This window comes from Azospirillum baldaniorum, from assembly GCF_003119195.2.
Classification (GTDB): domain Bacteria; phylum Pseudomonadota; class Alphaproteobacteria; order Azospirillales; family Azospirillaceae; genus Azospirillum; species Azospirillum baldaniorum.
Genome location: NZ_CP022256.1, coordinates 145364 through 169766, shown reverse-complemented (window position 1 = coordinate 169766; position 24403 = coordinate 145364). Strand labels below are relative to the sequence as shown.

Annotated in this window: 12 protein-coding genes; 9 read left to right on the top strand and 3 right to left on the bottom strand. The window is 65.7% G+C overall.

The window, feature by feature from the left end; all coding sequences use genetic code 11:
- Positions 1-278: 278 nt before the first annotated feature.
- A complete protein-coding gene (locus Sp245p_RS26710; protein ID WP_109139064.1) occupies positions 279-2489 on the top strand; it encodes a glycosyltransferase family 9 protein in 2211 nt (736 codons plus the stop codon).
- A 405-nt stretch (positions 2490-2894) separates the two neighbouring features.
- A complete protein-coding gene (locus tag Sp245p_RS26705; protein WP_014200379.1) occupies positions 2895-3962 on the top strand; it encodes a glycosyltransferase family 4 protein in 1068 nt (355 codons plus the stop codon).
- 25 nt (positions 3963-3987) lie between these two features.
- On the opposite strand, the gene Sp245p_RS26700 is transcribed toward Sp245p_RS26705, so the two are convergent.
- Positions 3988-6510 (bottom strand): glycosyltransferase family 2 protein, encoded by a 2523-nt coding sequence (locus Sp245p_RS26700; protein ID WP_014200380.1) that lies wholly within the window; start codon positions 6508-6510, stop codon positions 3988-3990.
- Positions 6511-6832: 322 nt separating this feature from the next.
- On the opposite strand from Sp245p_RS26700, the gene Sp245p_RS26695 reads away from it, so the two are divergent.
- The 5 genes from Sp245p_RS26695 (at position 6833) to Sp245p_RS26675 (ending at position 17945) form a co-directional block, all read left to right on the top strand.
- The gene (locus tag Sp245p_RS26695) at positions 6833-7627 is read left to right on the top strand and encodes an ABC transporter permease (RefSeq protein WP_041814862.1); all 795 of its coding nucleotides are present in this window, start codon (positions 6833-6835) and stop codon (positions 7625-7627) included.
- Positions 7624-8847: an ABC transporter ATP-binding protein gene (locus tag Sp245p_RS26690; protein ID WP_014200383.1), complete on the top strand. Its 1224-nt coding sequence runs from the start codon at positions 7624-7626 to the stop codon at positions 8845-8847. The genes Sp245p_RS26695 and Sp245p_RS26690 overlap by 4 nt, the downstream gene beginning before the upstream one ends.
- Positions 8844-10307 (top strand): FkbM family methyltransferase, encoded by a 1464-nt coding sequence (locus tag Sp245p_RS26685; RefSeq protein WP_014200384.1) that lies wholly within the window; start codon positions 8844-8846, stop codon positions 10305-10307. The genes Sp245p_RS26690 and Sp245p_RS26685 overlap by 4 nt, the downstream gene beginning before the upstream one ends.
- Positions 10300-14073 carry a glycosyltransferase gene (locus Sp245p_RS26680; protein ID WP_014200385.1) on the top strand — a complete coding sequence of 1258 codons (3774 nt, stop codon included), beginning with the start codon at positions 10300-10302 and terminating at the stop codon, positions 14071-14073. Before Sp245p_RS26685 ends, Sp245p_RS26680 begins: the two co-directional genes overlap by 8 nt.
- A gap of 98 nt (positions 14074-14171) precedes the next feature.
- Positions 14172-17945, top strand: a complete 3774-nt coding sequence (locus tag Sp245p_RS26675) for a glycosyltransferase (protein ID WP_109139058.1) — start codon at positions 14172-14174, stop codon at positions 17943-17945.
- A 13-nt stretch (positions 17946-17958) separates the two neighbouring features.
- Here Sp245p_RS26675 and Sp245p_RS26670 read toward each other — a convergent pair whose 3' ends face one another.
- Positions 17959-18633 carry a hypothetical protein gene (locus Sp245p_RS26670; protein WP_109139057.1) on the bottom strand — a complete coding sequence of 225 codons (675 nt, stop codon included), beginning with the start codon at positions 18631-18633 and terminating at the stop codon, positions 17959-17961.
- Positions 18634-18705: 72 nt separating this feature from the next.
- On the bottom strand, positions 18706-20112 hold the full coding sequence (pgmG, locus tag Sp245p_RS26665) for a phosphoglucomutase/phosphomannomutase PgmG (RefSeq protein WP_109139063.1): 1407 nt from the start codon (positions 20110-20112) through the stop codon (positions 18706-18708).
- A 308-nt stretch (positions 20113-20420) separates the two neighbouring features.
- Between pgmG and Sp245p_RS26660 the strand changes: the two genes are divergently transcribed.
- Together Sp245p_RS26660 and Sp245p_RS26655 are read left to right on the top strand one after the other, a co-directional pair.
- Positions 20421-21407 (top strand): GDP-mannose 4,6-dehydratase, encoded by a 987-nt coding sequence (locus tag Sp245p_RS26660; RefSeq protein ID WP_014200261.1) that lies wholly within the window; start codon positions 20421-20423, stop codon positions 21405-21407.
- A 44-nt stretch (positions 21408-21451) separates the two neighbouring features.
- On the top strand, positions 21452-24391 hold the full coding sequence (locus tag Sp245p_RS26655) for a glycosyltransferase (RefSeq protein ID WP_014200262.1): 2940 nt from the start codon (positions 21452-21454) through the stop codon (positions 24389-24391).
- Positions 24392-24403 lie beyond the last annotated feature (12 nt).

Below are 24403 nucleotides of genomic sequence, written 5' to 3'. Positions count from 1 at the left end.
CAAGAAAGGTTTTGATCAGTACATCTAGGGTGTTTCTGAGCTGGAATTCTTCATAAAAGGGAGTGATAATTCCCCAAAAATTGCACTGAAATGCCATCTCCCTCATTATAATTATTAAAAATATTACTGAAAATTGAAATCGATTGGACTTTTTTCGAAGAGGTGGATGTTGGCAGAAAGAGAATGCGAGATGTAAGGGGAGTCTTGTGCTGTTCGCTATTTTAGATAGCTAATCGGACTGTCTTCTGTCAAAAAAAGAATCAGGTGAAGGAAGAGTCATGATGAGAGATGATGAAATAAAAGCAGTAGTTCTTCATCCTTTTCAGTACACAGAGCATCCTATGTCCTATATGCCGTTCTCAAGCAAGGTAGTCGGATGGGCTTTGTCTCGCAGTGGCATCGAATCTATTAAAGTCATTTACAGGGGTGTGGTTCTGGGAGAAGCAACTTATGGGCTTCCCTGTCATCATGAAACGGCAATACAATCTGGTGGACTAGATTACAATATTAATTGTGGATTCGAGTTTGATTTCTATATGATACCAAAGGATAATGACGCAGAACTGATAAAGTTTGAACTGGAGATTACAGCAAAATCTGGCGAGCAGCGTTCTCTAGTTTTTCATTTTTCTGGAAATAGTACAGAGAAATTTCCTGAGATACTGAAGCGCTCATTGGCTAATGAGAGCATCTCCCTTAAGAGCTTTTTCTTGAATTTAAGGAAAAGATCAGCATCCAATGCTGTTTATTATATACTTAATGAGAAATTGATTGACAATAAAAGTCCTAAGGAAATATCAACTCTCCTTGCAAAGTTGCGTTGGATGTCTAATTACTTCAGCGATGTATCTCTCTATACAACAAAGGAAATTCGCGATCACCTAAATTTTGGTTTTGCGAAGGAAGCTGAACATTTAAGGATTCGCTCCTTTTCAGACCTGAAGGCATTTGTTGATCGTGGAGCTGCTTCTAATGATTTTCCAAAGATTCTGTCCGTCTTTCTAGCGGATTGGAGGCAGATGCAGATGGAGCTTCAAGAGCTGCAGTTCGCTGCTCGGGGTTTGATGGGGCAGAACAAATCTGTTTACCGATACCGACCGCTTCCGATTGATAGAAGTACTATGTCGTTTTCCAGTGTATTTGGTGCGACAGAACAGGTGCCGCCTGATGACGAATCCGGTAACGGAGTTTACTGCATTAATCTGGTTAGAAATTCTTCGGATATCCCAAGATTGCTTGAGGCAATTGGACGATTCTCTTGCTCAATGTCCCCTCAAGATGCTTTCGAGGATATTTTTGAGGATATTGATGGTATTGCGATTGGTGGGTTCCAAAAAGGTATATTATCCGATCAACTAGCATCTCAAGAAGTAATTAGCAGAGAGAATATATCTCTAGAAGCGCATCAAAGGAATCAGCTTGTCTATATTAATTCAAATGGAATTACATTTGATCCCGCGTTGATAAAATCTGCTCTTGTGATCAAGATAGATGCAATGGGAGATGTTATTACGGCAATTAAGCCTATTGAGCACCTGAGAAAAATTATACCAAATGCCCATATAACACTGTTGGCGACACCTTACACCGGCATGATTGCTCATGCTCTAGGGATTGCAGATGAAATCTTGACAGATAGAAACATTATTCTACGCGGTGACCGGAGTTGGGATCTCGCGACAGAACTCCGAATCGACGATCAGAACAGGAACATTCTTTCAGAATGCAAGGCTTTCGTAAAAATCGGATTCCGTACGAAAGGCATGATGTTTGATCTTGAAATATCTAGAGATTACCCGGAGCCGGGGGTTCCTGGTCAGGAGCAGAGAATCCATATTTCTGAGCAAATTATGGGGCTAATTGAAAGAATGTCTATATCAAACAGTACATTTTCAAATAATCTGCGAAACCCAATAGAATTTATCGAAAGATGGAAAGATGTGTTGTCCCCTCTGCTTAAAAAAATTCTTGGAGAGAAATATTGCGTTGTCCAGGTTGGGCCGGATAATGACGTTCGCTCGCCAACTGTTAGGTTTATGCAAGAGGCTATTTCCGAAATTCATCAAATTTCGGGCTTGCGCATTGTGTTGATCGGCGTTCCAGGTGAAGCGGCACGCTGCTCGGAAATCGCTGATAGTGTTGCTCAACGCGGCATTCCGGTTGTAAATCTAGCTGGAGCCTTGACAGACATTGAGCTAATGGTCTGCATTGCTGGTGCCAGCTCCTTTGTGGGAATAGATAGCGGTCCCAAACACTTGGCAGCAATGTTCGGTATTCCAGGTGTAAGTATTCATGGAGGTCGTCATTCCCCCCGCGTTTGGGGAAGCTTCTCTCCAAGACTGCTTGATGTCTATTCTCCAGTTCAATGCTCGCCTTGTATCCATATGACTCGGGAACAATGCCATCGACAGATGGAGTGCCAAGAAAATTTATCACCAAAACAGGTTGCTTCAGCTTTCCGTTTGGCAACGTCAATGGAAAATATATGAAATTGACGCATGGGGCCTGCCGTTGGGTTTGGCATAGAACTCATAAAATGTTATGGAGTGATACTTTTGATTTACTGTGGATCTCCTCCGGCTAATCAGATTCCAGGTTTCTTAGTTCGGCTATGGATTGGGAATTCTGCAACCTGCAAACCATTTTTCCAACGGAAGCGGTGCTGCACGGCAATTCCTTCATCCTGCAGAAATGTCAGTGGATTTGCCGGGCGACTTTAAGGAAGATGCCTTGGAATTTCATTCCAAGCCGTGCTCGGGGTGTTATCAAGGGAGACGTTCCGCCTTGCGGGGCCGGTCGAAGCCATCCGGCGAAGGATCCGGTCCCGGCCCGTCGCCCCGCTTCGCAACACGGCAACCGCCTTGTCATTGCCAGAAAAGACACCGCTCCCGGCCATGCGCATCCTCCTGCTGTCCCGGTACGGTCTTCGGGGACCCAGCAGCCGCCTGCGGCATTATCAGTTCATGCCGGCGCTGGAGCGTGCCGGCATGTCCGTCGAGACGATGCCGCTGCTGTCCGACTCGTACCTGGAAGCGCTCTACGCCGGCCGGCCGAGGCCTTTTCGCAGCGTCGCTCAGGGGTACTTGGACCGCGTCCGCCGCTTCTGCGACACGCGCTCCTTCGATCTGCTGTGGATCGAGAAGGAGGTTCTGCCCTGGTTGCCCTATGGCGGTGAGAGCGCCCTGCTCAACGCGGCTCCGCCCTATGTGTTGGATTTCGACGACGCTTGGTTCCATCGCTACGACCTCAGCCGCTGGTGGCCGGTGCGCCGCCTGCTCGGCGACAAGCTCGACCGGCTCATGCGGCGGGCGGCGCTGGTCACCGTTGGCAACGGCTATCTGGCCGGGCGCGCGGAGTCGGCGGGCGCCCGCCATGTGGAGATCCTGCCGACCGTGGTCGACCTCGACCATTACCCGGTTCCGTCGCCCACCGAGCCCAGTCGGCCCATGGTGGTCGGCTGGATCGGCTCCCCCATCACGGAGCATTACCTGGATCTCATCGCCGGCCCCTTGCGCGATGTGATGGAGACCGAAGGCGTGCGGATCAGCCTGGTGGGGGCTTCGCCCGCGGCGCTGGGGGCTTTGCGTCCCGACCGTTATCTCTGGGAGGAGGAAACGGAAAGCCGGCGCATCGCCGGATTCGACGTCGGCGTCATGCCGCTGTCGGACACGCCGTGGGAGCGCGGCAAGTGCGGCTACAAGCTCATCCAGTACATGGCCTGCGGCAAGCCGGTGGTGGCCTCCCCCGTGGGCATGAACCGCGACATCGTGGAACACGGCGTCAACGGCTTCCTGGCGACGACGCCGGAGGACTGGACGATGGCGCTGGGCCGGCTTGCCGCCGATCCGGACCTGCGCCGCCGCATGGGCACCGCCGGGCGGGCGCGGGTGGAGGCGCTCTACTCCCTCGACCGCATGGCGCCGCGCCTCGTGGATCTTCTCCAGGCGGCACGGCGCGGTTGAGCCCGCTTCGGGCCGCGGCGTCAGCTCAGTCCGGCTGCGGGCGCAGCAGCCCGTAGGTGGGGCCCAGCGGTTCGAAATGGGGGTTGTAGAAGGGATCGGCGCTCAGGCCGCCCCAGCGGGCGCGCAGCCGTCCGGCCTCGACCGCCAGCCGGGCCGCCTTCTCCGCCGTGTCGTCAGCGCCGCGGGTCTGGGTTTCCAGGTGGAGCAGCCGGGCGTAAGGCGTCCACAGCACGCGCAACCCCGCCTGCTGGATCTTCAGGCAGTAATCCACGTCGGCGTAGGCCACCGGCAGGTGCACCATGTCGAAGCCGCCGACGGCCTGGAAGGCGGTGCGCGACGTGACAAGGCAGGCGCCGGTCACCGCCGACACCGTGCGTGGCAGAATCGCCTGGCCGAGATGCCCGGGCGCGTCGCCGGGCAGCCCGGCGAAGGCATGGTCGGCGGTTCCGCCCGCCCCCAGGACCACGCCGGCGTGCTGCACCGTGCCGTTGGGGTAGAGCAGCTTCGCGCCGACCGCTCCCACTCCCGGCTGGGCCAGGCGCCCCACCATCTCGGACAACCAGTCGGGTTCGGTCACCACGATGTCGTTGTTGAGGAAGCACAGGACATCGCCGCGGCACCCCGCCGCCGCCGCGTTGTTGATCGCCGCCCAGTTGAAGGGGCCATGGAAATCCGCCACGCGGACCCGCGGGTCGCGGGCGAGCGTGTTGAAAAAGGGACGGGACTGCGGCTCGGCGCTGTCGTGGTCGACCAGAACGACCTCGAAATTCGGATACACGGTCCGGGACAGCAGGCTGCCGACGCAGTCGCGCACAAGATCCACCGCGTCCTTGGTCGGCACGACGATGGACACCATCGGCGCCGGGCAGGGCAGGGCAGGGCGCACGCGGGCGTGGAACAGCCCGCCCGATGCCCGGAACGTCTCAAGATCGGCGGTGACCGTGGCCCGCCGGCCGAGCCGGGCCAGATGCTCGCGCACGCAGCGCCCGATGCCGTCCAGGATGGCCGCGTCGTTGCCGCCTTGGCCGGACAGCGACGACGGGTTGATGCGCCAGTGATAGAGCACCCGCGGCACGTGGCGGATGCCGGCGGCTCCCACCCGCTCCAGCAGCCGCAGGACGAGGTCGTGGTCCTGCACGCCTTCGAATCCCGGCCGCAGGCCGCCGAGTTCGCCCAGCAGCGCCCGCTTCACCACCAGAAGGTGGCAAACGTGGTTGACCGACTGGAGAAGCTCCGGATCGAGGTCCGGCTTCAGCGCCGGATCGACATGGCGGCCATCCGGGGCGATGCGGTCCTCGTCGCTGTACAGCACGGGGGCGCGGCTTTCCCCGATGGCCTCCGCCATGCGCAGCAGAGCGTCGAAGGACAGACGGTCATCGTGGTCGAGGAAGGCGACGTAATCGCCGCCGGCCAGACCGATCGCCCGGTTGGTGGCGGCGCACACGCCTTGCCGCGCGGCCGCGAAGGACACCCGGATGCGGGAATCGCGGGCCGACTCGTCGCGCAGCAGGGCGCGCACGGCGTCGCTGCGCGAGGCGTCGTCGGCGATGCACAGCTCCCACCGGCCATAGAGCTGGCGGCGCACGGACTCGATGGCCTCGGCGAGCATCCACAGCGGCGGGTCGCAGACCGGCATCACCACCGAGAACAGAGGGCCGTCCTGGCCCAAGGCCGCCGCCCGCGGGGCGAGCCGGGCCCGCCGGCCGGCGGTTTCCGCCCCGTGCTCGCGGTGATAGGCGGCGTAATCGGCGATCGGATAGGCGGCCAGGCGCCGTTGGCGGGGCAGGTCGGTCCGGATCTCCTCCAGCAGCGCGGCCAGCCCGTCCAGCCGGTCGGCCAAGGCGCCGCTGCGGCTGGCCCGCACCTCGTCCAGGACGATCGGGATGGGACCGAAGACGACGGCGCCGCTGCGCCGGTCGCGCAGGCTCAGCTCCGTTCCCGACAGACCCGGCACGGCGGACTCGAAGCCGTGGTCGCAGGTGGTGAAGCGCGCCAGCAGGTCCCGGCGCTGCTGGTTGGCGACGATGCGGGCGATCGGGTGGCCGTCCACCAGGACCTCGACCTCGACCGCCTCGCCCTCGTCCTGCGTGTTGACCGCCCAGCCCAGGATGCGCTGTCCCTCCATCCGGTCCACATGGGCGACCACCGCGCGGGGCCCGGCGACCGTCTGCGGCGCGTTTTCCAGCAGCTGCCCGCTTTCGGCCACCCGCACGGAGACCGGCAGGCCGGTCAGATCCACCCCGGGGAACAGCGCGGCCAGATCCACGGCGAAGCGGCAGCGCACCGGCTGTCCCAGCAGGCGGCTCAAGGCCGGCGCCTCGCGGTCCGGAAGGATCGTCGCCTCGGCCCGGCCGGCGGCGACGCGCAACGCCACCGGGGCGTGCGGGGAGGCCGTCGACAGGACCCAGCCGGACAGAAGCGTCCCCGCGATCGCGTCCAGCCGTCCATGGAAGTGCCACGCGTGCGCCGGTGAGCCCGCCCCCAGGTCTCCCGACAGGGTGTCGCCGAGGGGCTGTCCATCGAAAGGCCGGGGGATGATGTCGGTCATGGAGGGCGCGAATCCAAATCGAGGATGACCATGAGGCAATGGTGCGAAGCGTGCCAGGGCAAGAACCGGATCGTCGCAGGGCTGTTCATAGCAGAAGTGCGGCCGTTTGACTGTCCGTATTGCGCCACGCCCTGCTTCGCGCCCTTCCAGGCCGGGCGGCTGGGAGCTTGGCCGGCATGGCCGGCGAGGGGCGCCGCGCCCCGCCAACTTGACTATCCACGGCCTTCCCTGGTATGCCTTCGCCGAAACGTCGTTTCCCTGGCGGCTGGATTTTCAGGCAATGTGCCGCCCCGGAATTTAAAGGCCTCAAGAGGAATACCATATGAACGCCATGTTGTTGGGTGCGTGGCAATATCGTTATTTTATTTTCTCCTCAATAAAAACCGACTTTTCCACCAAGTTTATTCGCAGCCGTCTTGGTGGCGCCTGGATGATATTGAACCCGTTGGTTCAGGTTGCGATCTTTGCCTTTATTCTTTCCGCCGTCCTTGCTTCCAAAATCCCCGGAATCGACAGCCAGTACGCTTACCCGATCTATCTGATGTCCGGCATACTGGCATGGTCGCTTTTCACGGAAGTCGTGACCCGCTGTCTGACGCTGTTCATCGATAACGGGAATCTCCTCAAGAAGCTGGTATTCCCGAAAATCACGCTGCCCCTGATCGTGGCCGGCAGCGCGTTGTTCAACAATTTCCTGCTGTTCCTGGCCATCATTATGATCTTCGGCGTTCTGGGCAATCTTCCCGGGACGGCACTGCTCTGGATGCCCCTGCTGGTCGTCGTGAACATAGCACTGGCGCTCGGCATCGGGTTGATCTGCGGGGTTTTGAACGTGTTCCTGCGCGACATAGGCCAAGTCGTTCCGGTGATTTTGCAGCTCCTTTTCTGGTTTACGCCAATTGTTTATATGGAAAACATTATCCCACCCGAATACAGGGCTTGGTTGCCCTCTAATCCCTTGTTCCATATCATCACCGGCTATCATGATGTCCTGCTGTACAACCGCAGTCCCGACTGGCAGCAGCTTGGTATCATCGGCGTGCTGGCGCTGTTTTTGCTGGCGTTGTCGCTTTTCATGTTCCGGAAGGCCAGTGCCGAGATGGTGGACGTCCTATGAGCGGGGAACTCCATGTTCACAACCTCGGCAAGGCGTATCGGCAGTACGGCAGCGAACTGCGCCGCATCCTGTCGTGGTTTTCGGTGCCGGTCAGGCCGCGCGCCGAATATTGGGCTCTGCGCGGCGTGTCCTTTTCGGTAGGGCGGGGCGAGGCGGTCGGGATCATCGGTCAGAACGGGGCCGGCAAAAGCACCCTGTTGAAGCTGATCACCGGAACGACCCGGCCCACCGAAGGCAGTGTCCATTCGCAGGGCCGGGTTGCAGCGATCCTGGAACTGGGCATGGGGTTCAGTCCCGACCTGACCGGCCGACAAAACGTCTACCATGCCGCCGGTCTGGTCGGTTTCAGCCATGCCGACATCGACCGAATGATCGGCGGAATCGAGGACTTCGCAGAAATCGGCGACTATTTCGACCAGCCGACCCGCACCTATTCCAGCGGCATGCAAATGCGCGTCGCCTTCGCGGTGGCGACGGCCGTCCGGCCTGACCTTCTGATTGTCGACGAAGCCTTGTCGGTGGGCGACGCCTATTTCCAGCACAAGAGCTTCGACCGGATCCGGGCTTTCCAGAAGCAGGGCACAAGCTTGCTTCTGGTCTCTCACGACAAGGGGGCCATTCAGTCGATCTGTGACCGGGCTATCCTTCTGGAGAAGGGCCGGCTGCTGCGCGACGGGACGCCCGAGGAAATCGCTGATCTCTACAACGCCCTGATTGCGGAACGGGAAGCCGGCACCGTCACCCAGCAGACCCTGGACGATGGCCGGGTGCAGACCGTATCGGGGACCGGAGAAGCGACCGTGGAAGACATCGCCCTTCTTGGTCCCGATGGAAGACCGGTCGAACTCGTGGATGTCGGAACCAATGTGACCCTGCGGGTGCGTGTCCGCATCCATGCACCGATCCCGCGTCTGGTTCTGGGCTACATGATCAAGGATCGGCTGGGTCAAGTCATATTCGGAACCAACACCCATTTGCAGGATATGCCTTTGCTCGACATGCTTCCTGGTGAATGTGTGGAGTATTCATTTGCATTTCCTCTCAATTTCGGGGTGGGAAGTTACTCGGTATCGACAGCTCTGGTCAGCACTGACACACATCTAGTGAATAATTATGAGTGGCGGGATCTTGCTCTAATCTTTAATGTAGCAAACATGACCCGCCGACATTTTGCAGGATGCAATTGGATGGAACCCGAGATTGGGGTGAACCGGATATGACATTCATTTCTTACGCGCAAAACTATGAGGACGTGATGCTTCATCGCGCCCTCAAGGGCGTCGAGAAGGGGTTCTACATCGACGTCGGTGCGAACGACCCGGTCCAGTATTCGGTGACCAAGGCGTTTTACGAGCGGGGTTGGCGCGGGATCAACATCGAGCCCATCGACGCTTGGTACGAACGCTTGACCGAAGAACGGCCCGAGGACATCAACCTGAAGGTCGCGGTGACCGACCAGCCGGGCATCTTGAAGCTCTTCGATGTTCTGGGATCAGGCCTATCGACCGCCAGCGGCGACGTTGCCGACCGTCACCGCGAGAGCGGCTTCGAGACGCGGGAGCTCTTCGTGCCGGCCCTGACCTTGGAGTCGATCTGCCGGGACTACAAGGTCGGCGACGTCCATTTCCTAAAGGTGGACGTCGAGGGGGCGGAGCGGCAGGTCCTGGCCAGCATCGCGCTTGAAGCCTACCGTCCCTGGATCATCCTGGTCGAGGCGACTGCTCCCATGTCGGAAGAGGAGAACCACCATCTGTGGTCCTCTCTGCTGACCGACCGGGGGTATGATCAGGTCTATTTCGACGGGCTGAACCAGTTTTACGTGGCGCGCGAACACGCCGAACTGGGCGAAGCGTTCCGCAAGCCGCCGAACGTCTTCGACCGTTTCGTCCCCCATGAACTGGTGATCGCGCGTAACCACGGCGCTGCGGCCGAGGCGGAACTCGCCCGGGTCGAGGCGGAGCTGGACCGCGTCCGCAATCTCGCGGAAGAGCGAGGCAAGTACGGGAGCCGGGTCGAGGCCGAACTGGATCGCGTCCGCAAGCTTGTTGACGAGCGAGGTGAACACAGCGTCCGGGTCGAGGCGGAGTTGGATCGTGTTCGCAAGCTCGCGGAAGAGCGGGGCGCCCAGACCGGGAAAGCCCGGGAGCGCATCGCCGCGCTGGAGGGTGAATTGGCCGGGGTTCGGGGGGAGATCGAACGCCTCCAAGCAAGGTTGGCCGAGCTGAGCCAGGAAAACCAGCACTGGTGGGCCCTTGCTGACGAGCTGACCCGTACTCTGCAATCGCTTCGTGGCAGCTTTTCCTGGCGTTTGACGGCGCCGCTGCGCTTCTGGCGCAGCGCTGTGCCTCTGGGGTACAGGCGGAGCCGGACATTGCTAAGGCGGGTTTTGGGTGCTCTGGCGCGCCGGAGCGCCAAAGCCGTGCGGTGGTGGATGCCGGGCCTGTTCCGTGTCCTGGTCGGAAACTCCCTGATCCGCCGCATTTACGAGCGGATGAACCGGCCGGTTTCCGTCGCGCCAGCGGTCAACGCGGTTGCCGTATCCCCTGCCGCCACCAGCAGGCCAGCTGGCTTTCCTGCCCATTCCGAACCGGTGGACATGACCATCGACAGCCGGGACACATCGGCGTTGCTGACGCGCTCGATGCTGGTTTGGGATTTGGGGAGACGGATTGATGGGTAAGGTTGACCGGCGCACGACGCGGCTTCTGGTGGATCTGCAGGCCTGCCAGACGGTGGGGTCGGCGCGTCGGGGGGTCGGGCGCTATTCGAAGGCGCTGTTCGAGGCGATGGCGGAACTGCGCGGTGCGCGCGACCTGTTCGGCTTCGTGTCGGAGCACCATCCCCACCGTCTGGAGACGGAGGCGGTTGGGCAATCCCGCCTTGTGCAGGCTCCCCCTCTGCCCGAGTGGGGGGTAGGACGGGATTACGACGGCGGCGAGCGCGACGCGCTGGACGGTCTCTTGTACCGGTCGGCGGTGAACGCGGTGCGCCCGGACGTCGTGCATGTGTCGCATGTCTTCGAGGGCTGCGGCGACCGGGTGCCTCTGCCGCCGCCCGCCGGGCGTCCGGCGGGGCAGGTGCTCTCGGCGACGCTCTACGACCTCATTCCGGTGCGTTTTCCGGAGCATTACTTCCAGGGTCTGGGGCTGGAGCGCTGGTACCGCCACCGCGCAGCCTGGCTGCACCAAGCCGACCTTCTGCTGGCCATTTCGGAGGCCAGCCGGCGCGACGCCATCGACCTGCTGGGCATCGACCCGTCGCGGGTCGTGGCCATCCACGGCGGCATCTCCGAGCATTTCATGCCCGTGGCGGAGCCGGAGCTGGCCCGCCGTACCCTGCGGGCCCGCCATGGGATCGACCGCGCGGGCTTTGTTCTTTACACGGGCGGCGACGACCACCGGAAGAACCTGACGGGAGCCATCCTCGCCTTCGCGGGGCTGCCGCCGGAGGTGCGCGAGACGCTGCAACTGGTGATCGTCTGCGCGATCGAGGCGGAGCGCAAGGCGGCGCTCGCCGAGGTGGCCCGCAAGGCGGGGCTGCGGGGCGGCGACATTCTGTTCCTGGGCTTCGTTCCGGAAGAGGATCTGGTTGCGCTCTATTCGACCTGCACGGTGTTTTTCTTCCCCTCGCTGTACGAGGGGCTGGGCCTGCCGGTCCTGGAGGCGATGGCCTGCGGCGCGCCGGTGGTCGGCGGTGCCAATTCGAGCATCCGCGAATTGATCGTGCGCGAGGACGCGCTGTTCGACGCCACCGCCCCCGACGCGATCACCGGCAGCCTGCTTCGGGTGCTCAAGGATCCCGGCTTTGCCGACGATCTGCGCCGGCATGGGGTGGCGCGTGCCAAGGACTATTCCTGGCGCAACACCGCGCGCCTGGCGCTGGAGGCCTTCGACGAGGCGCTGGAGCGCAAGCGGGAGAGCGGCGTCACCGCGGCCCGGCAGGGCTGGCTGCCGCGCCGACGGATGGCGATGCTGACGCCGCTGCCGCCCTGCCGGTCGGGGATCGCGGACTACAACGCCTATTTTCTGCCCTACCTCGCCCGCTACTTCGACATCGACCTGTATGTCGACGGCTACACGGTGACCGACCCGGCGATCGCCACGGCCTTCCGGATCTACGACGCCCGCGACCTGCCGGCCAACGCGGCGGCCTACGACGTCATCCACTACGAGTTCGGGAACTCGGATTTCCACGCGCACATGGTGCCGCTTCTGGAGCGCTTTCCCGGGGTGGTGGGGCTGCACGACGTCTTCCTCAGCGGGCTGATGGGGCATCTGGAGTTCACGCTCCAGGACAAGGACCGCTACGCCCTGGAGATGCTGTACGGCCATGCGGGACAGGCGCGGCGGTTCCTGGCCCCGGCGCAGGGGGAGGCGAACGGGGTCGGGGCGGCGGCGGTGGCCTTGCCCGGCAGCAAGCGGGTGCTGGACCGGGCGATCGGGGTGATCGCCCACTCGCCGTTCAGCCTGGACACGGTGCGGCGCTTTCACCCGGAGGGCTGGGCGGCACCCTACCGGATTGTTCCGCAGATGGTCGCGCTGCCGCGTTCGGGGACGGCGGTGGACCGGGAGGCGGCGCGCGCGGCGCTGGGATACGGGCCGGACGACGTGATCGTCGCGACCTTCGGCCATGTGACCTGGACGAAGTGCGGGGACCGTCTTCTGGAGGCCTTCGTGTCGTCGGCACTGCGGGACGAGGGGCGCTGCCACCTGGTTTTCGTCGGCGAGATCCTGCGGGACGACTTCGGGGCGGCGTTGCGGGAGCGGATTGCCAAGTCGGGGCTGGGACGGCGGGTGCGGGTCACCGGCTTTGTGTCGGAGGCCGACTACGAGCGCCACCTGCGGGCCGCCGACATCGCGGTGCAACTGCGCACGAACTGCCGGGGCAGCACATCGAAGGGAGTTCTGGACGGTCTGGCCTACGGCCTGCCGCTGGTCGTCAATGACGAGTCGAGCTTCAAGGACTACCCGCCGGACGTGATGGTGAAGCTGTCGGCGGAGCCGACGCCGGCGGAGATTGCGGCGACGCTTCTGGAGCTGGTGCGGGACCCCGGACGGCGCGCCGGCTATGCGCGGCGTGGCCACGCCTATGTGCGTGCGCAGCACGATCCTAATCTGAGCGCCGCGCAGTACGCCGCTGCCATCCATGAGTTCATCGAGCGCGACGCCGCCGCGCGGTCGTCGCATTACGCCCGGCTGCTGGCGCCGCATCTGGCGGCCTGCCCGGATCGGGCGGGGGCTGCCGCCCGCGCCGCGGAGTTCCTGGACCGCCGTCAGGTTCCGGCCTTCGCCAAGCCGCGCCTGTTCATCGACGTCAGCTATATTATCCAATTCGACCACAAGACTGGCATTCAGCGTGTCGTGCGGGAAATCGTCCGCGCCGCCTACTGCACCGAGCGGGCGGATTTCGAGGCGGTTGCGGTGGAGCGTGTTGGGGACCAGCTTGTTCCGGCGAACCGTTGGCTGGCCCCGCAGGGCCTGCTGCTCCGGCACGAAGCGGAAGCGGCCACCGCCGAGCCGGTGGTGTTCCGGCCGGGCGACCAGCTCTTGATGCTCGACTCCTCCTGGGAGCTATACGAGGCGTTCGAGCCGATCTTCGAGCGGGCACGGCAGGCGCGGGTGCCCGTCGTCACCGCCGTGTACGACCTGCTGCCGGTTCTGCTGCCCCATCAGAACTTCCCTGAACGTGCTCCGCAAAACTTCGAAGTCTGGCTGCGCGCCGCGATTGCGGCGAGCGACGGGCTCGTTTGCATCTCCAAGGCCGTCGCCGACGACCTGATCGCCTACATGGCCAAGCATGGCCTGGGGCGCGAGGGGCTGAAGGTCGGCTACTGGCATCTGGGCTCAACCTTCCCGGCCCAGGCCGACGCCCCGGCGAACAGCGCGGCGCGAAACGGGGCGATGACGCCCTACGCGCTGATGGTCGGGACGATCGAACCGCGCAAGTCGCACGCGCTCGCCCTGGACGCCTTCGAGCGGCTGTGGGCGCAGGGATCGGACCTGTCGCTGGTCATCGCCGGCCGGCCGGGCTGGAATGTCGACGGCCTGATGGAGCGACTCCGCACGCACAGGATGCTGAACCGGAAGCTGTTCCTGTTTGAAGGCGCCGACGACACGGAGATCGCCCATCTCTACCGCAACGCGGCCGCCCTGCTGTTCCTCAGCAAGGGGGAGGGCTTCGGGTTGCCGCTGGTCGAGGCGGCGCATTACGGCACGCCGATCGTCTGCTCCGACCTGCCGGTCTTCCATGAGATCGCGGGCGACCACGCGACCTATGTGGAGATCACCGATCCCGATCGCCTGGCGCGGGAGATCGCGGCCTGGCGGGACCGCTTCGCCGCGGGGACCGTGCCGGAAAGCGCCGATATGACGCGTCTCTCCTGGAAGGAAAGCGTAAGCGTTCTGGCCGACATCCTGATTAAGAACGGGTGGTATCGGAGCCTGTAACGCGGCGGCCGGGGCCGATGCGCCGTCAGGTTTGATTGCGCCCGGTAGGGGCGCGCTGACGCGCTCGATGCTGGTTTGGGATATGGGGAGACGGATTGATGGGTAAGGTTGACCGGCGCACGACGCGGCTTCTGGTGGATCTGCAGGCCTGCCAGACGGTGGGGTCGGCGCGTCGGGGGGTCGGGCGCTATTCGAAGGCGCTGTTCGAGGCGATGGCGGAACTGCGCGGTGCGCGCGACCTGTTCGGCTTCGTGTCGGAGCACCATCCCCACCGTCTGGAGACGGAGGCGGTTGGGCAATCCCGCCTTGTGCAGGCTCCCCCTCTGCCCGAGTGGGGGGTAGGACGGGATTACGACGGCGGCGAGCGCGACGCGCTGGACGGTCTCTTGTACCGGTCGGCGGTGAACGCGGTGCGCCCGGACGTCGTGCATGTGTCGCATGTCTTCGAGGGCTGCGGCGACCGGGTGCCTCTGCCGCCGCCCGCCGGGCGTCCGGCGGGGCAGGTGCTCTCGGCGACGCTCTACGACCTCATTCCGGTGCGTTTTCCGGAGCATTACTTCCAGGGTCTGGGGCTGGAGCGCTGGTACCGCCACCGCGCAGCCTGGCTGCACCAAGCCGACCTTCTGCTGGCCATTTCGGAGGCCAGCCGGCGCGACGCCATCGACCTGCTGGGCATCGACCCGTCGCGGGTCGTGGCCATCCACGGCGGCATCTCCGAGCATTTCATGCCCGTGGCGGAGCCGGAGCTGGCCCGCCGTACCCTGCGGGCCCGCCATGGGATCGACCGCGCGGGCTTTGTTCTTTACACGGGCGGCGACGACCACCGGAAGAACCTGACGGGAGCCATCCTCGCCTTCGCGGGGCTGCCGCCGGAGGTGCGCGAGACGCTGCAACTGGTGATCGTCTGCGCGATCGAGGCGGAGCGCAAGGCGGCGCTCGCCGAGGTGGCCCGCAAGGCGGGGCTGCGGGGCGGCGACATTCTGTTCCTGGGCTTCGTTCCGGAAGAGGATCTGGTTGCGCTCTATTCGACCTGCACGGTGTTTTTCTTCCCCTCGCTGTACGAGGGGCTGGGCCTGCCGGTCCTGGAGGCGATGGCCTGCGGCGCGCCGGTGGTCGGCGGTGCCAATTCGAGCATCCGCGAATTGATCGTGCGCGAGGACGCGCTGTTCGACGCCACCGCCCCCGACGCGATCACCGGCAGCCTGCTTCGGGTGCTCAAGGATCCCGGCTTTGCCGACGATCTGCGCCGGCATGGGGTGGCGCGTGCCAAGGACTATTCCTGGCGCAACACCGCGCGCCTGGCGCTGGAGGCCTTCGACGAGGCGCTGGAGCGCAAGCGGGAGAGCGGCGTCACCGCGGCCCGGCAGGGCTGGCTGCCGCGCCGACGGATGGCGATGCTGACGCCGCTGCCGCCCTGCCGGTCGGGGATCGCGGACTACAACGCCTATTTTCTGCCCTACCTCGCCCGCTACTTCGACATCGACCTGTATGTCGACGGCTACACGGTGACCGACCCGGCGATCGCCACGGCCTTCCGGATCTACGACGCCCGCGACCTGCCGGCCAACGCGGCGGCCTACGACGTCATCCACTACGAGTTCGGGAACTCGGATTTCCACGCGCACATGGTGCCGCTTCTGGAGCGCTTTCCCGGGGTGGTGGGGCTGCACGACGTCTTCCTCAGCGGGCTGATGGGGCATCTGGAGTTCACGCTCCAGGACAAGGACCGCTACGCCCTGGAGATGCTGTACGGCCATGCGGGACAGGCGCGGCGGTTCCTGGCCCCGGCGCAGGGGGAGGCGAACGGGGTCGGGGCGGCGGCGGTGGCCTTGCCCGGCAGCAAGCGGGTGCTGGACCGGGCGATCGGGGTGATCGCCCACTCGCCGTTCAGCCTGGACACGGTGCGGCGCTTTCACCCGGAGGGCTGGGCGGCACCCTACCGGATTGTTCCGCAGATGGTCGCGCTGCCGCGTTCGGGGACGGCGGTGGACCGGGAGGCGGCGCGCGCGGCGCTGGGATACGGGCCGGACGACGTGATCGTCGCGACCTTCGGCCATGTGACCTGGACGAAGTGCGGGGACCGTCTTCTGGAGGCCTTCGTGTCGTCGGCACTGCGGGACGAGGGGCGCTGCCACCTGGTTTTCGTCGGCGAGATCCTGCGGGACGACTTCGGGGCGGCGTTGCGGGAGCGGATTGCCAAGTCGGGGCTGGGACGGCGGGTGCGGGTCACCGGCTTTGTGTCGGAGGCCGACTACGAGCGCCACCTGCGGGCCGCCGACATCGCGGTGCAACTGCGCACGAACTGCCGGGGCAGCACATCGAAGGGAGTTCTGGACGGTCTGGCCTACGGCCTGCCGCTGGTCGTCAATGACGAGTCGAGCTTCAAGGACTACCCGCCGGACGTGATGGTGAAGCTGTCGGCGGAGCCGACGCCGGCGGAGATTGCGGCGACGCTTCTGGAGCTGGTGCGGGACCCCGGACGGCGCGCCGGCTATGCGCGGCGTGGCCACGCCTATGTGCGTGCGCAGCACGATCCTAATCTGAGCGCCGCGCAGTACGCCGCTGCCATCCATGAGTTCATCGAGCGCGACGCCGCCGCGCGGTCGTCGCATTACGCCCGGCTGCTGGCGCCGCATCTGGCGGCCTGCCCGGATCGGGCGGGGGCTGCCGCCCGCGCCGCGGAGTTCCTGGACCGCCGTCAGGTGCCGGTCTTCGCCAAGCCGCGCCTGTTCATCGACGTCAGCCACATCGTGAAAGACGACCACGGGACCGGGATTCCGCGTGTCGTGCGGGAAATCGTCCGCGCCGCCTACTGCACCGAGCGGGCGGATTTCGAGGCGGTTGCGGTGGAGCGTGTTGGGGACCAGCTTGTTCCGGCGAACCGTTGGCTGGCCCCGCAGGGCCTGCTGCTCCGGCACGAAGCGGAAGCGGCCACCGCCGAGCCGGTGGTGTTCCGGCCGGGCGACCAGCTGTTGATGCTCGACTCCTCCTGGGCGCAGTACGAGGCGTTCGAGCCGATCTTCGAGCGGGCGCGGCAGGCGCGGGTGCCCGTCGTCACCGCCGTGTACGACCTGCTGCCGATCACCCTGCCGCCCGGCAACATCGTCGACGGCGGCAAGGAGTGGTTCGAGGGGTGGGTCCGCTCCGCCATCAAGCAGAGCGATGGGCTCGTTTGCATCTCCAAGGCCGTCGCCGACGACCTGATCGCCTACATGGCCAAGCATGGTCTGGGGCGCGAGGGGTTGAAGGTCGGCTACTGGCATTTGGGCTCGACCTTCCCGGCCCAAGCCGATGCCCCGGCGAACAGCGCGGCGCGAAACGGGGCGATGACGCCCTATGCGCTGATGGTCGGGACGATCGAACCGCGCAAGTCGCATGCGCTCGCCCTGGACGCCTTCGAGCGGCTTTGGGCGCAGGGGGCGGACCTGTCGCTTGTCATCGCCGGCCGGGCGGGCTGGATGGTCGACGACCTGATGGATCGCATGCGCCGGCACAAGATGTTGAACCGGAAGCTGTTCCTGTTCGAAGGCGCCGACGACACGGAGATCGCCCACCTCTACCGCAACGCGGCCGCCCTGCTGTTCCTCAGCAAGGGGGAGGGCTTCGGGTTGCCGCTGGTCGAGGCGGCGCATTACGGCACGCCGATCATCTGCTCCGATCTGCCGGTCTTCCACGAGATCGCGGGCGACCACGCGACCTATGTGGAGATCGCCGATCCCGATCGCTTGGCGCGGGAGATCGCGGTTTGGCGGGACCGCTTCGCCGCGGGGACCGTGCCGGGCAGCGCCGGCATGACGCGCCTGACTTGGAAGGAAAGCGCCGACTCCCTGATCGACATCCTGGTCAAGAACACCTGGTACTGGGTCAAGTAAGGGCGAGGGATGGTCACTGGCCGTTGATGGGAAGCCGGCGGAACTGCGTCCGCCGGCCTTCCTGGACGCCCCAGCGGAGCCAATGCTCCAGGGCGCGGCCCGCCGGAGCGCCCTGGAGCGCGGCGCGGATGTCGGGGTTGTGCGCCAGATAGGCCTCCTCGTCGAAGCCGTCCGGGCGCAGGGCCACGCCCCGGGCCACCGCGTCCAGAACCAGCCGGGCGATCTGCCGGTCGCGATTCTCTACCCCGGCGCCCAGTTCGGCCAGCCGGCGGGACGTCTCGGCCGCGTCCCGCTCCAACGCGTCGATCCTCTGGAACAGGCGGTCGACGTTGTCCTCGGCCTGGGCCAACGTGACCAGATGCCGGCCAAGGGCCTGGGCCAACTCCTCGTTCCGCGCTTCCAGTTCCTGGATGGTGTCCGCCCGCTCGCGCCGCTGGGCGTGGGGATCGTCCTCACCACCGGGACCGGTTGGCGGCGGTGGCGGATCGTCAGTCCTGCGCGCGCCGGGGGCAGGCAGGCCGCCGGTCTCGGGCAGGGGAAGGGGTAGAGGGGCCTCGCGCCCGAGGAGGCGGGCCGACAGCTCCCGGATTCGGTCATCCACCACCGCCAAGCGGCGGGCGGCGCCGTCGCGTTCCGCAAGTGCCCGCATCAGGTCTTCAAGCAAACCGGCGATGCCGTCGGCCGTCATGGGTGCCATCCGGACTCAGGGCCCGCCTTGCGGATGGACCATGATGGCCGGGGCCACCATGGTCCATCCGCCTCAGTGGGCAGCGTTACCGCCGTTTTCGAAGGAGGGGGCTTCGAGGCCGGAGGCTTCGAGCTGGGCGACGACCATGCTCTTGAGGCGCTCCAGGCCGTCCTGGGTGGAGGACTCCGCGCGGGCGACCAGGACGTCCTGGGTGTTGGAGGCGCGCAGCAGCCACCAGCCGTCGGGGGTCTGGACGCGCACGCCGTCGATGTCGTTGACCTGGGCGCCCTCGGCCTTGAGGCGCTCCTTGACCTCGCGGACGACCTGGAACTTGCGCTCCTCGTCGGCCTGGAAGCGGGTCTCCGGGGTGTTGATCACCTCGGGCAGGCGGTCGCGCAGCGCCGCCAGCGGGCCGCCGGAGCGGCTGACCTGGCCGATCAGGCGCACCGCGCAGTAGAGCGCGTCGTCGAAGCCGTACCATTTGTCGGCGAAGAAGATGTGGCCGGACATCTCGCCGGCCAGCGGCGAGCCGGTCTCGGCCATCTTGGCCTTGAGCAGGGAGTGGCCGGTCTTCCACATCAGCGGCTGGCCGCCGAGCCGGGCGATCTCGTCGAACAGCGTCTGGCTGGCCTTGACGTCGGCGATGATGGTGGCGCCGGGGTGGCTCTTCAGCACGTCGGCGGCGTAGATCGCCACCAGCTGGTCGCCCCAGACGACGCGGCCGAGATGGTCGATGGCGCCGATGCGGTCGCCGTCGCCGTCGAAGCCGATGCCGATGTCGCAGCCGTGCTCGGCGACCGCCTTCTTCAGGTCGACGAGGTTCTTCTCGACGGTGGGGTCGGGGTGGTGGTTGGGGAAGTCGCCGTCGATGGCGTCGAACAGCAGGATGTGCTCGCCGGGCAGCGTGGCGGTCAGGCGGCGCAGGATCTCGCCGGTGGCGCCGTTGCCGGCGTCCCAGGCGATCTTGAGGTCGCGCACGCCGTCGTAGTCCTTGAGCAGGCGGGCGACGTAGGCGTCCTGGACGTCGACGCGCTCGGCGCTGCCGGCGCCGGTGGCGTAGTCGCCGGCGGCGGCGATGGCGCCGAGCTCCTGGATCATCGCGCCGTAGACCGGCCCCTTGCCGAGCATCATCTTGATGCCGTTGTACTCCGGCGGGTTGTGCGAGCCGGTGATCATGATGCCGCCGTCGGCCTCGCGGTCGCGGGTGGCGAAGTAGAGCATGGGGGTGGGGCCGAGCCCGATGCGCGTCACCCGCAGGCCGGTGGAGACCAGCCCGTCGACCAGCGCCTCCTCCAGTTCCGGCGAGCTGTGCCGCCCGTCATAGCCGATGCAGGCGGTCGTGCCGCCCTTGCGCACGATCATCGTCCCGAAGGCGCGGCCCACCGCGCGCGCGTCCGCGGTCGTGAGCGTCGTGCCGACGATGCCGCGGATGTCGTACTCGCGCAGCAATGTCGGATGGAAGGTGTGGGCCAGGGACATGCGGTTGCTCTCTCCGAAGGCTTCGAGCCGGACGTGTCCCGACATGCCACATCTGCACGCTCCGGGCAAGGAAGGCGTCGCCGCCGCCGGGGCGGCCGTGACGACCCGTATCTGTTGACGGATTCGCGGACGAGGCTGTAGGTTTCACCACCTTTGAAGCCCCAAGGCGTAGAGCTGACGGCGCGATGTCTGCCGGTTTGGTCCTGCCGGTCGGCTGATGAGGGCTGGCGGCGGGGACGGGAGAGAGCATTGAGCAGGGTTGTTATGACCGTCCGTGTTGTGACCGTCAGGGCGCCGGGGATCGCGCGATGACGCGGACGGCGCTGATTTTCGGGGTGTGCGGGCAGGACGGCAGCTATCTTGCGCGCTTTCTTCTGGAGCGGGGCTACGCCGTGCACGGCACGACGCGGGACCTCGCCGGTGCCTCCTATTCAACGCTGGACGCCCTTGGAATCCGGGAGCGGGTGACGATCCATGCCGTGGCGCCGCAGGACGCGGCGGCGGTGGAGCGGGTGATCGGGGCGGTCTCGCCCAGGGAAATCTATCATCTGGCAGCGCAGTCGTCGGTGGGGCTGTCCTTCGCGCAGCCGGCGGCGGCGTTCGGCAGCATCCTGACCTCGACGCTGAACATCCTGGAGGCGATCCGCCAACAGGCGCCCTCGGCGCGGCTGTTCCACGCCTCCTCCTCGGAGATGTTCGGCGACACCAGCGCGGTCCCGGCGACGGAGGACGCGCCGCCGCGCCCGAGCAGCCCCTACGCGGTGGCCAAGGCGGCGGCCCACGGGCTGATCGCCACCTACCGGCAGGCCTATGGGCTGCACGCGGGGTCGGGCATCCTGTACAGCCATGAATCGCCCCTGCGGCCCGAGCGCTTCGTGACGCGCAAGATCATCCGGGGCGCCGTCGCGGTGGCCCGCGGCGAGGCGGAGCGGCTGGAGCTGGGCAACCTGTCGGTGGCCCGCGACTGGGGCTGGGCGCCGGAATATGTCGACGCGATGTGGCGCATGCTGCAGCAGGACGCGGCGGACGACTACATCCTGGCGACCGGAATCACGACGACTCTTGAGGAGTTCGTCCGGCTGGCCTTCGCGCATTTCGACCTGGATTGGCGCGACCACGTGGTGCAGACCGAGGCCCATTGCCGTCCGACCGACGTGGCGTGCAGCCGCGGCAACCCGGCCAAGGCCCGCGAGCGGCTGGGCTGGAGCACCCGGATCGCGATGCCGGAACTGGTTACCCGTCTGATCCAGGTCGAACTGGAGGGTGGTCATCCCGGCGTTCCGCCGTTGACCTGAACGGACGAGGCCGGCAACGCCGAACCGGAAAAAGGCGCCGCACCGTGGATTGTCCGGACCGGTTTCCCGCCATTGATCGGCTGCTGCGTCTCGCCAGCCAGGATGATCCGGAGGACGGGCTTTCGCCCATCCAGGCCGAAGGGTTCGACGAACACGGCTACCTCGCCCTGAACCCGGACGTGCGGGCCGCCGTGGAGACCGGACAGCTTCCATCCGGCTTTCATCACTACGCGGCCTATGGCTGGCGGGAGGGGCGGGCGGCTCCGGGCCTCACCCCCTACGCCGGGCGTCGTTGCGCGCCCGCGGCCTTCGCCGCCAAGCCCTGCGCGATCTCCCTCTTCGGGCCGCTGTCCGCCCAAACCGGGCTGGGGACGGCGGCGCGCGCCTATGCCGCGGCGGCGCGGGCCTCCGGCCTGCCGGTCTGGACGCAGGACGTGGACATCTCGGTCTATGGGCGGGCGGCCCAGGACGACTATGCCCGGATGCTGCGCGGGAACCGGCGCTGGTCGCGCTCGCCCTACCGGCTGACGCTGCTGGCGCAGAATGCGGACATGCTGCCCTATTTCTTCCGCGGGCACGACCGGGCGCTGCTCGACGACGCCTACACGGTCGGCCTGTGGGTGTGGGAACTGGCCAATTTCCGCAGCGAGTGGATGGGCGGCTTCGGCGCGGTGGACGAGGTGTGGGCACCCAGCACCTTCTGCCGCGACGCCTTCGCGGCGCTGTCGCCGGTTCCGGTGACCGTCATGCCCTATGCGGTGGCGCCGGACATCCGGCGCGCGGTGCACGGACGGGCGCACTTCGGCATTCCGGACGAGGTGTTCACCTTCCTCTACGTCTTCGACGTGTCCAGCTACATGGAGCGCAAGAACCCCTTCGCCCTGATCCGGGCCTTCAAACAGGCTTTCGGCGAGGACCCCGGCGTCCTGCTGCTGCTGAAGCATCATTCCGGCGCCCACGATCCGGAGCGGCTGCGCCGCCTGCGCGACGAGGCGCGGGCGCCGAACATCCGCCTGTTGCCGGGCCTGCTCGACGAGGCGGAGACGCTGTCGCTGAAGAGGGTGACCGACTGCTTCGTTTCGCCGCACCGCTCGGAGGGCTTCGGCCTCAACATCGCGGAAGCCATGCATCTGGGCAAGCCAGTGATCGCGACCGACTACGCGGCGAGCACCGACTTCCTCAACGAGACGAACGGCTATCCCGTGGCCTGCCGGCTCGTGCCCGTCGGGCAGGACACCGGCCCCTATGCCGCCGGCGCGCTGTGGGCCGATCCCGACATCGACCATATGGCCGATCTGATGGCGCGCGTCCGCCGCGACCGCCGCGAGGCCGAGGCCAAGGGAAGACGGGCCGCCGCCGACATCCGCCGCACCCTGTCGCCCAAGGCCATCGGGCGCCGGATGCGCGAACGCATGGCGGAACTGGGGCTGGACCAGCCTGTTCCACCGGTCACGGCGCGGGTCGCGGCCTCCCGGCGGGTGGCCTGGAGGCACCCGCTCGGCACGCTCCCCGACGCGGCGGCGCGGGGCCGGGTCGTCGCCCTGGACAGCCATCCGACCATCAGCCTCGTCGTTCCGGTCGGCCCGGTCTCGCCCGAGGCTCTGCGGCGCTGCGTGCAGTCCGTGTCCGGTCAGAGCTATCCCTTCTGGGAGCTGTGCCTGTGCGGCGACGGCACGGCGGCGGCGGAAGCATGGGCCGTCGCCAACGGATTCCGCGGGACGGACGCGCGCATCCGCATCCGCCCGCAGGCCCAGGTGCCCGGCCTCGCCGGGGCGGCCAACACGGCGGTGGAGATGTCGTCCGGCGGTTGGGTGGCTCTCCTCGGCCCCGCCGACGCGCTGGAGCCGGAGGCGCTGATGGAGGTCGCACGGGCGATCGGCCGCCATCCCGACGCCGACGCCTTCTACACGGACGGGACCGGCCCCGGCGGGGAGCCCGTCGCCAAGCCCGGCTGGTCGCCGGAGCATCTGGAATCCTGTCCCTATGTCGGCCGTCTGATGCCGGTCCGCAAAAGCCTGTTCGTCGGGCTTGGCGGCTTTCGCCAGGGCTTCAGCACGGCCACAGAGCACGACCTCGCTTTGCGGATCGCGCGGGTCACCGACCGGGTCCATCACATTCCGGTCGCCCTGCACCGTCAGGGGGGTGAGTCGCCGGATGGGCTTCCGGCCCCCGCAGGCGCCGAGGACGGCGTCCGCAAGGCCCTGGCCGACCATGCGGCCGCCCGCTACGGCGCCGATGCCGAGCTGCTGTCCGGCGGCCGGCCCGGCCTGTTCCGCGTCCGCCGCGGGCGCCTGGGTCAGCCGCCGGCCACGCTGATCCTGCGCGGGCGCACCGCCGCGGTCCTGAACCGGACGAGCCATCCGGATCTTCATGTCCTGCCGATCGACGGGAGCGGTTCGGACGGCAATGGAGCGGTGGCGGCGTGGAACGCGGCCATCGCGCAATCCCGCACGGATCTGCTGGTCCTTCTGGATGAGGCGGTGGAGCCCGCGGCCCCGGACTGGCTGAGCGCGCTGGTCGATCTGGCCCGGTCGCCCGACATCGGCGTGGCGGGAGCGGCGCTGCGCGCCCCCGACGGAAGGATCGTCCGGGCCGGTCTCGGCATCGCTGCGGACGGCGCCATGGCCCCGCTGGGCGGGGAAACGGACTGCGTGCGCAACTGCGCGGCGGTGCCCGGCGCCGTCCTGGCGGTGCGCCGGACGGTGCTGAAGGAGCTGGGAGGCTTCGATCCCCGGTTCTCGCCGGGCCGCGCCGTATCCGACCTTTGCCTGTCGGCCCTGATCCACGGCTACCGCAACGTCTGCACGCCCTTCGCCGTCCTTCGCCACGCCGGACCCGCAGCGCTGGGGGTTCCCGCGAACACGCCAAGCGGCGGGCTGGAGGAGGACACCCTGTTCCGCCGCAAATGGGAAGGCGCCCTCGGCACGGGAGCGCTGTCCGGCCTGTACGCCCGCTTCCCCGCTCCGGGTGGGGGAGGCGGCTAAGCTGTGCGTTGC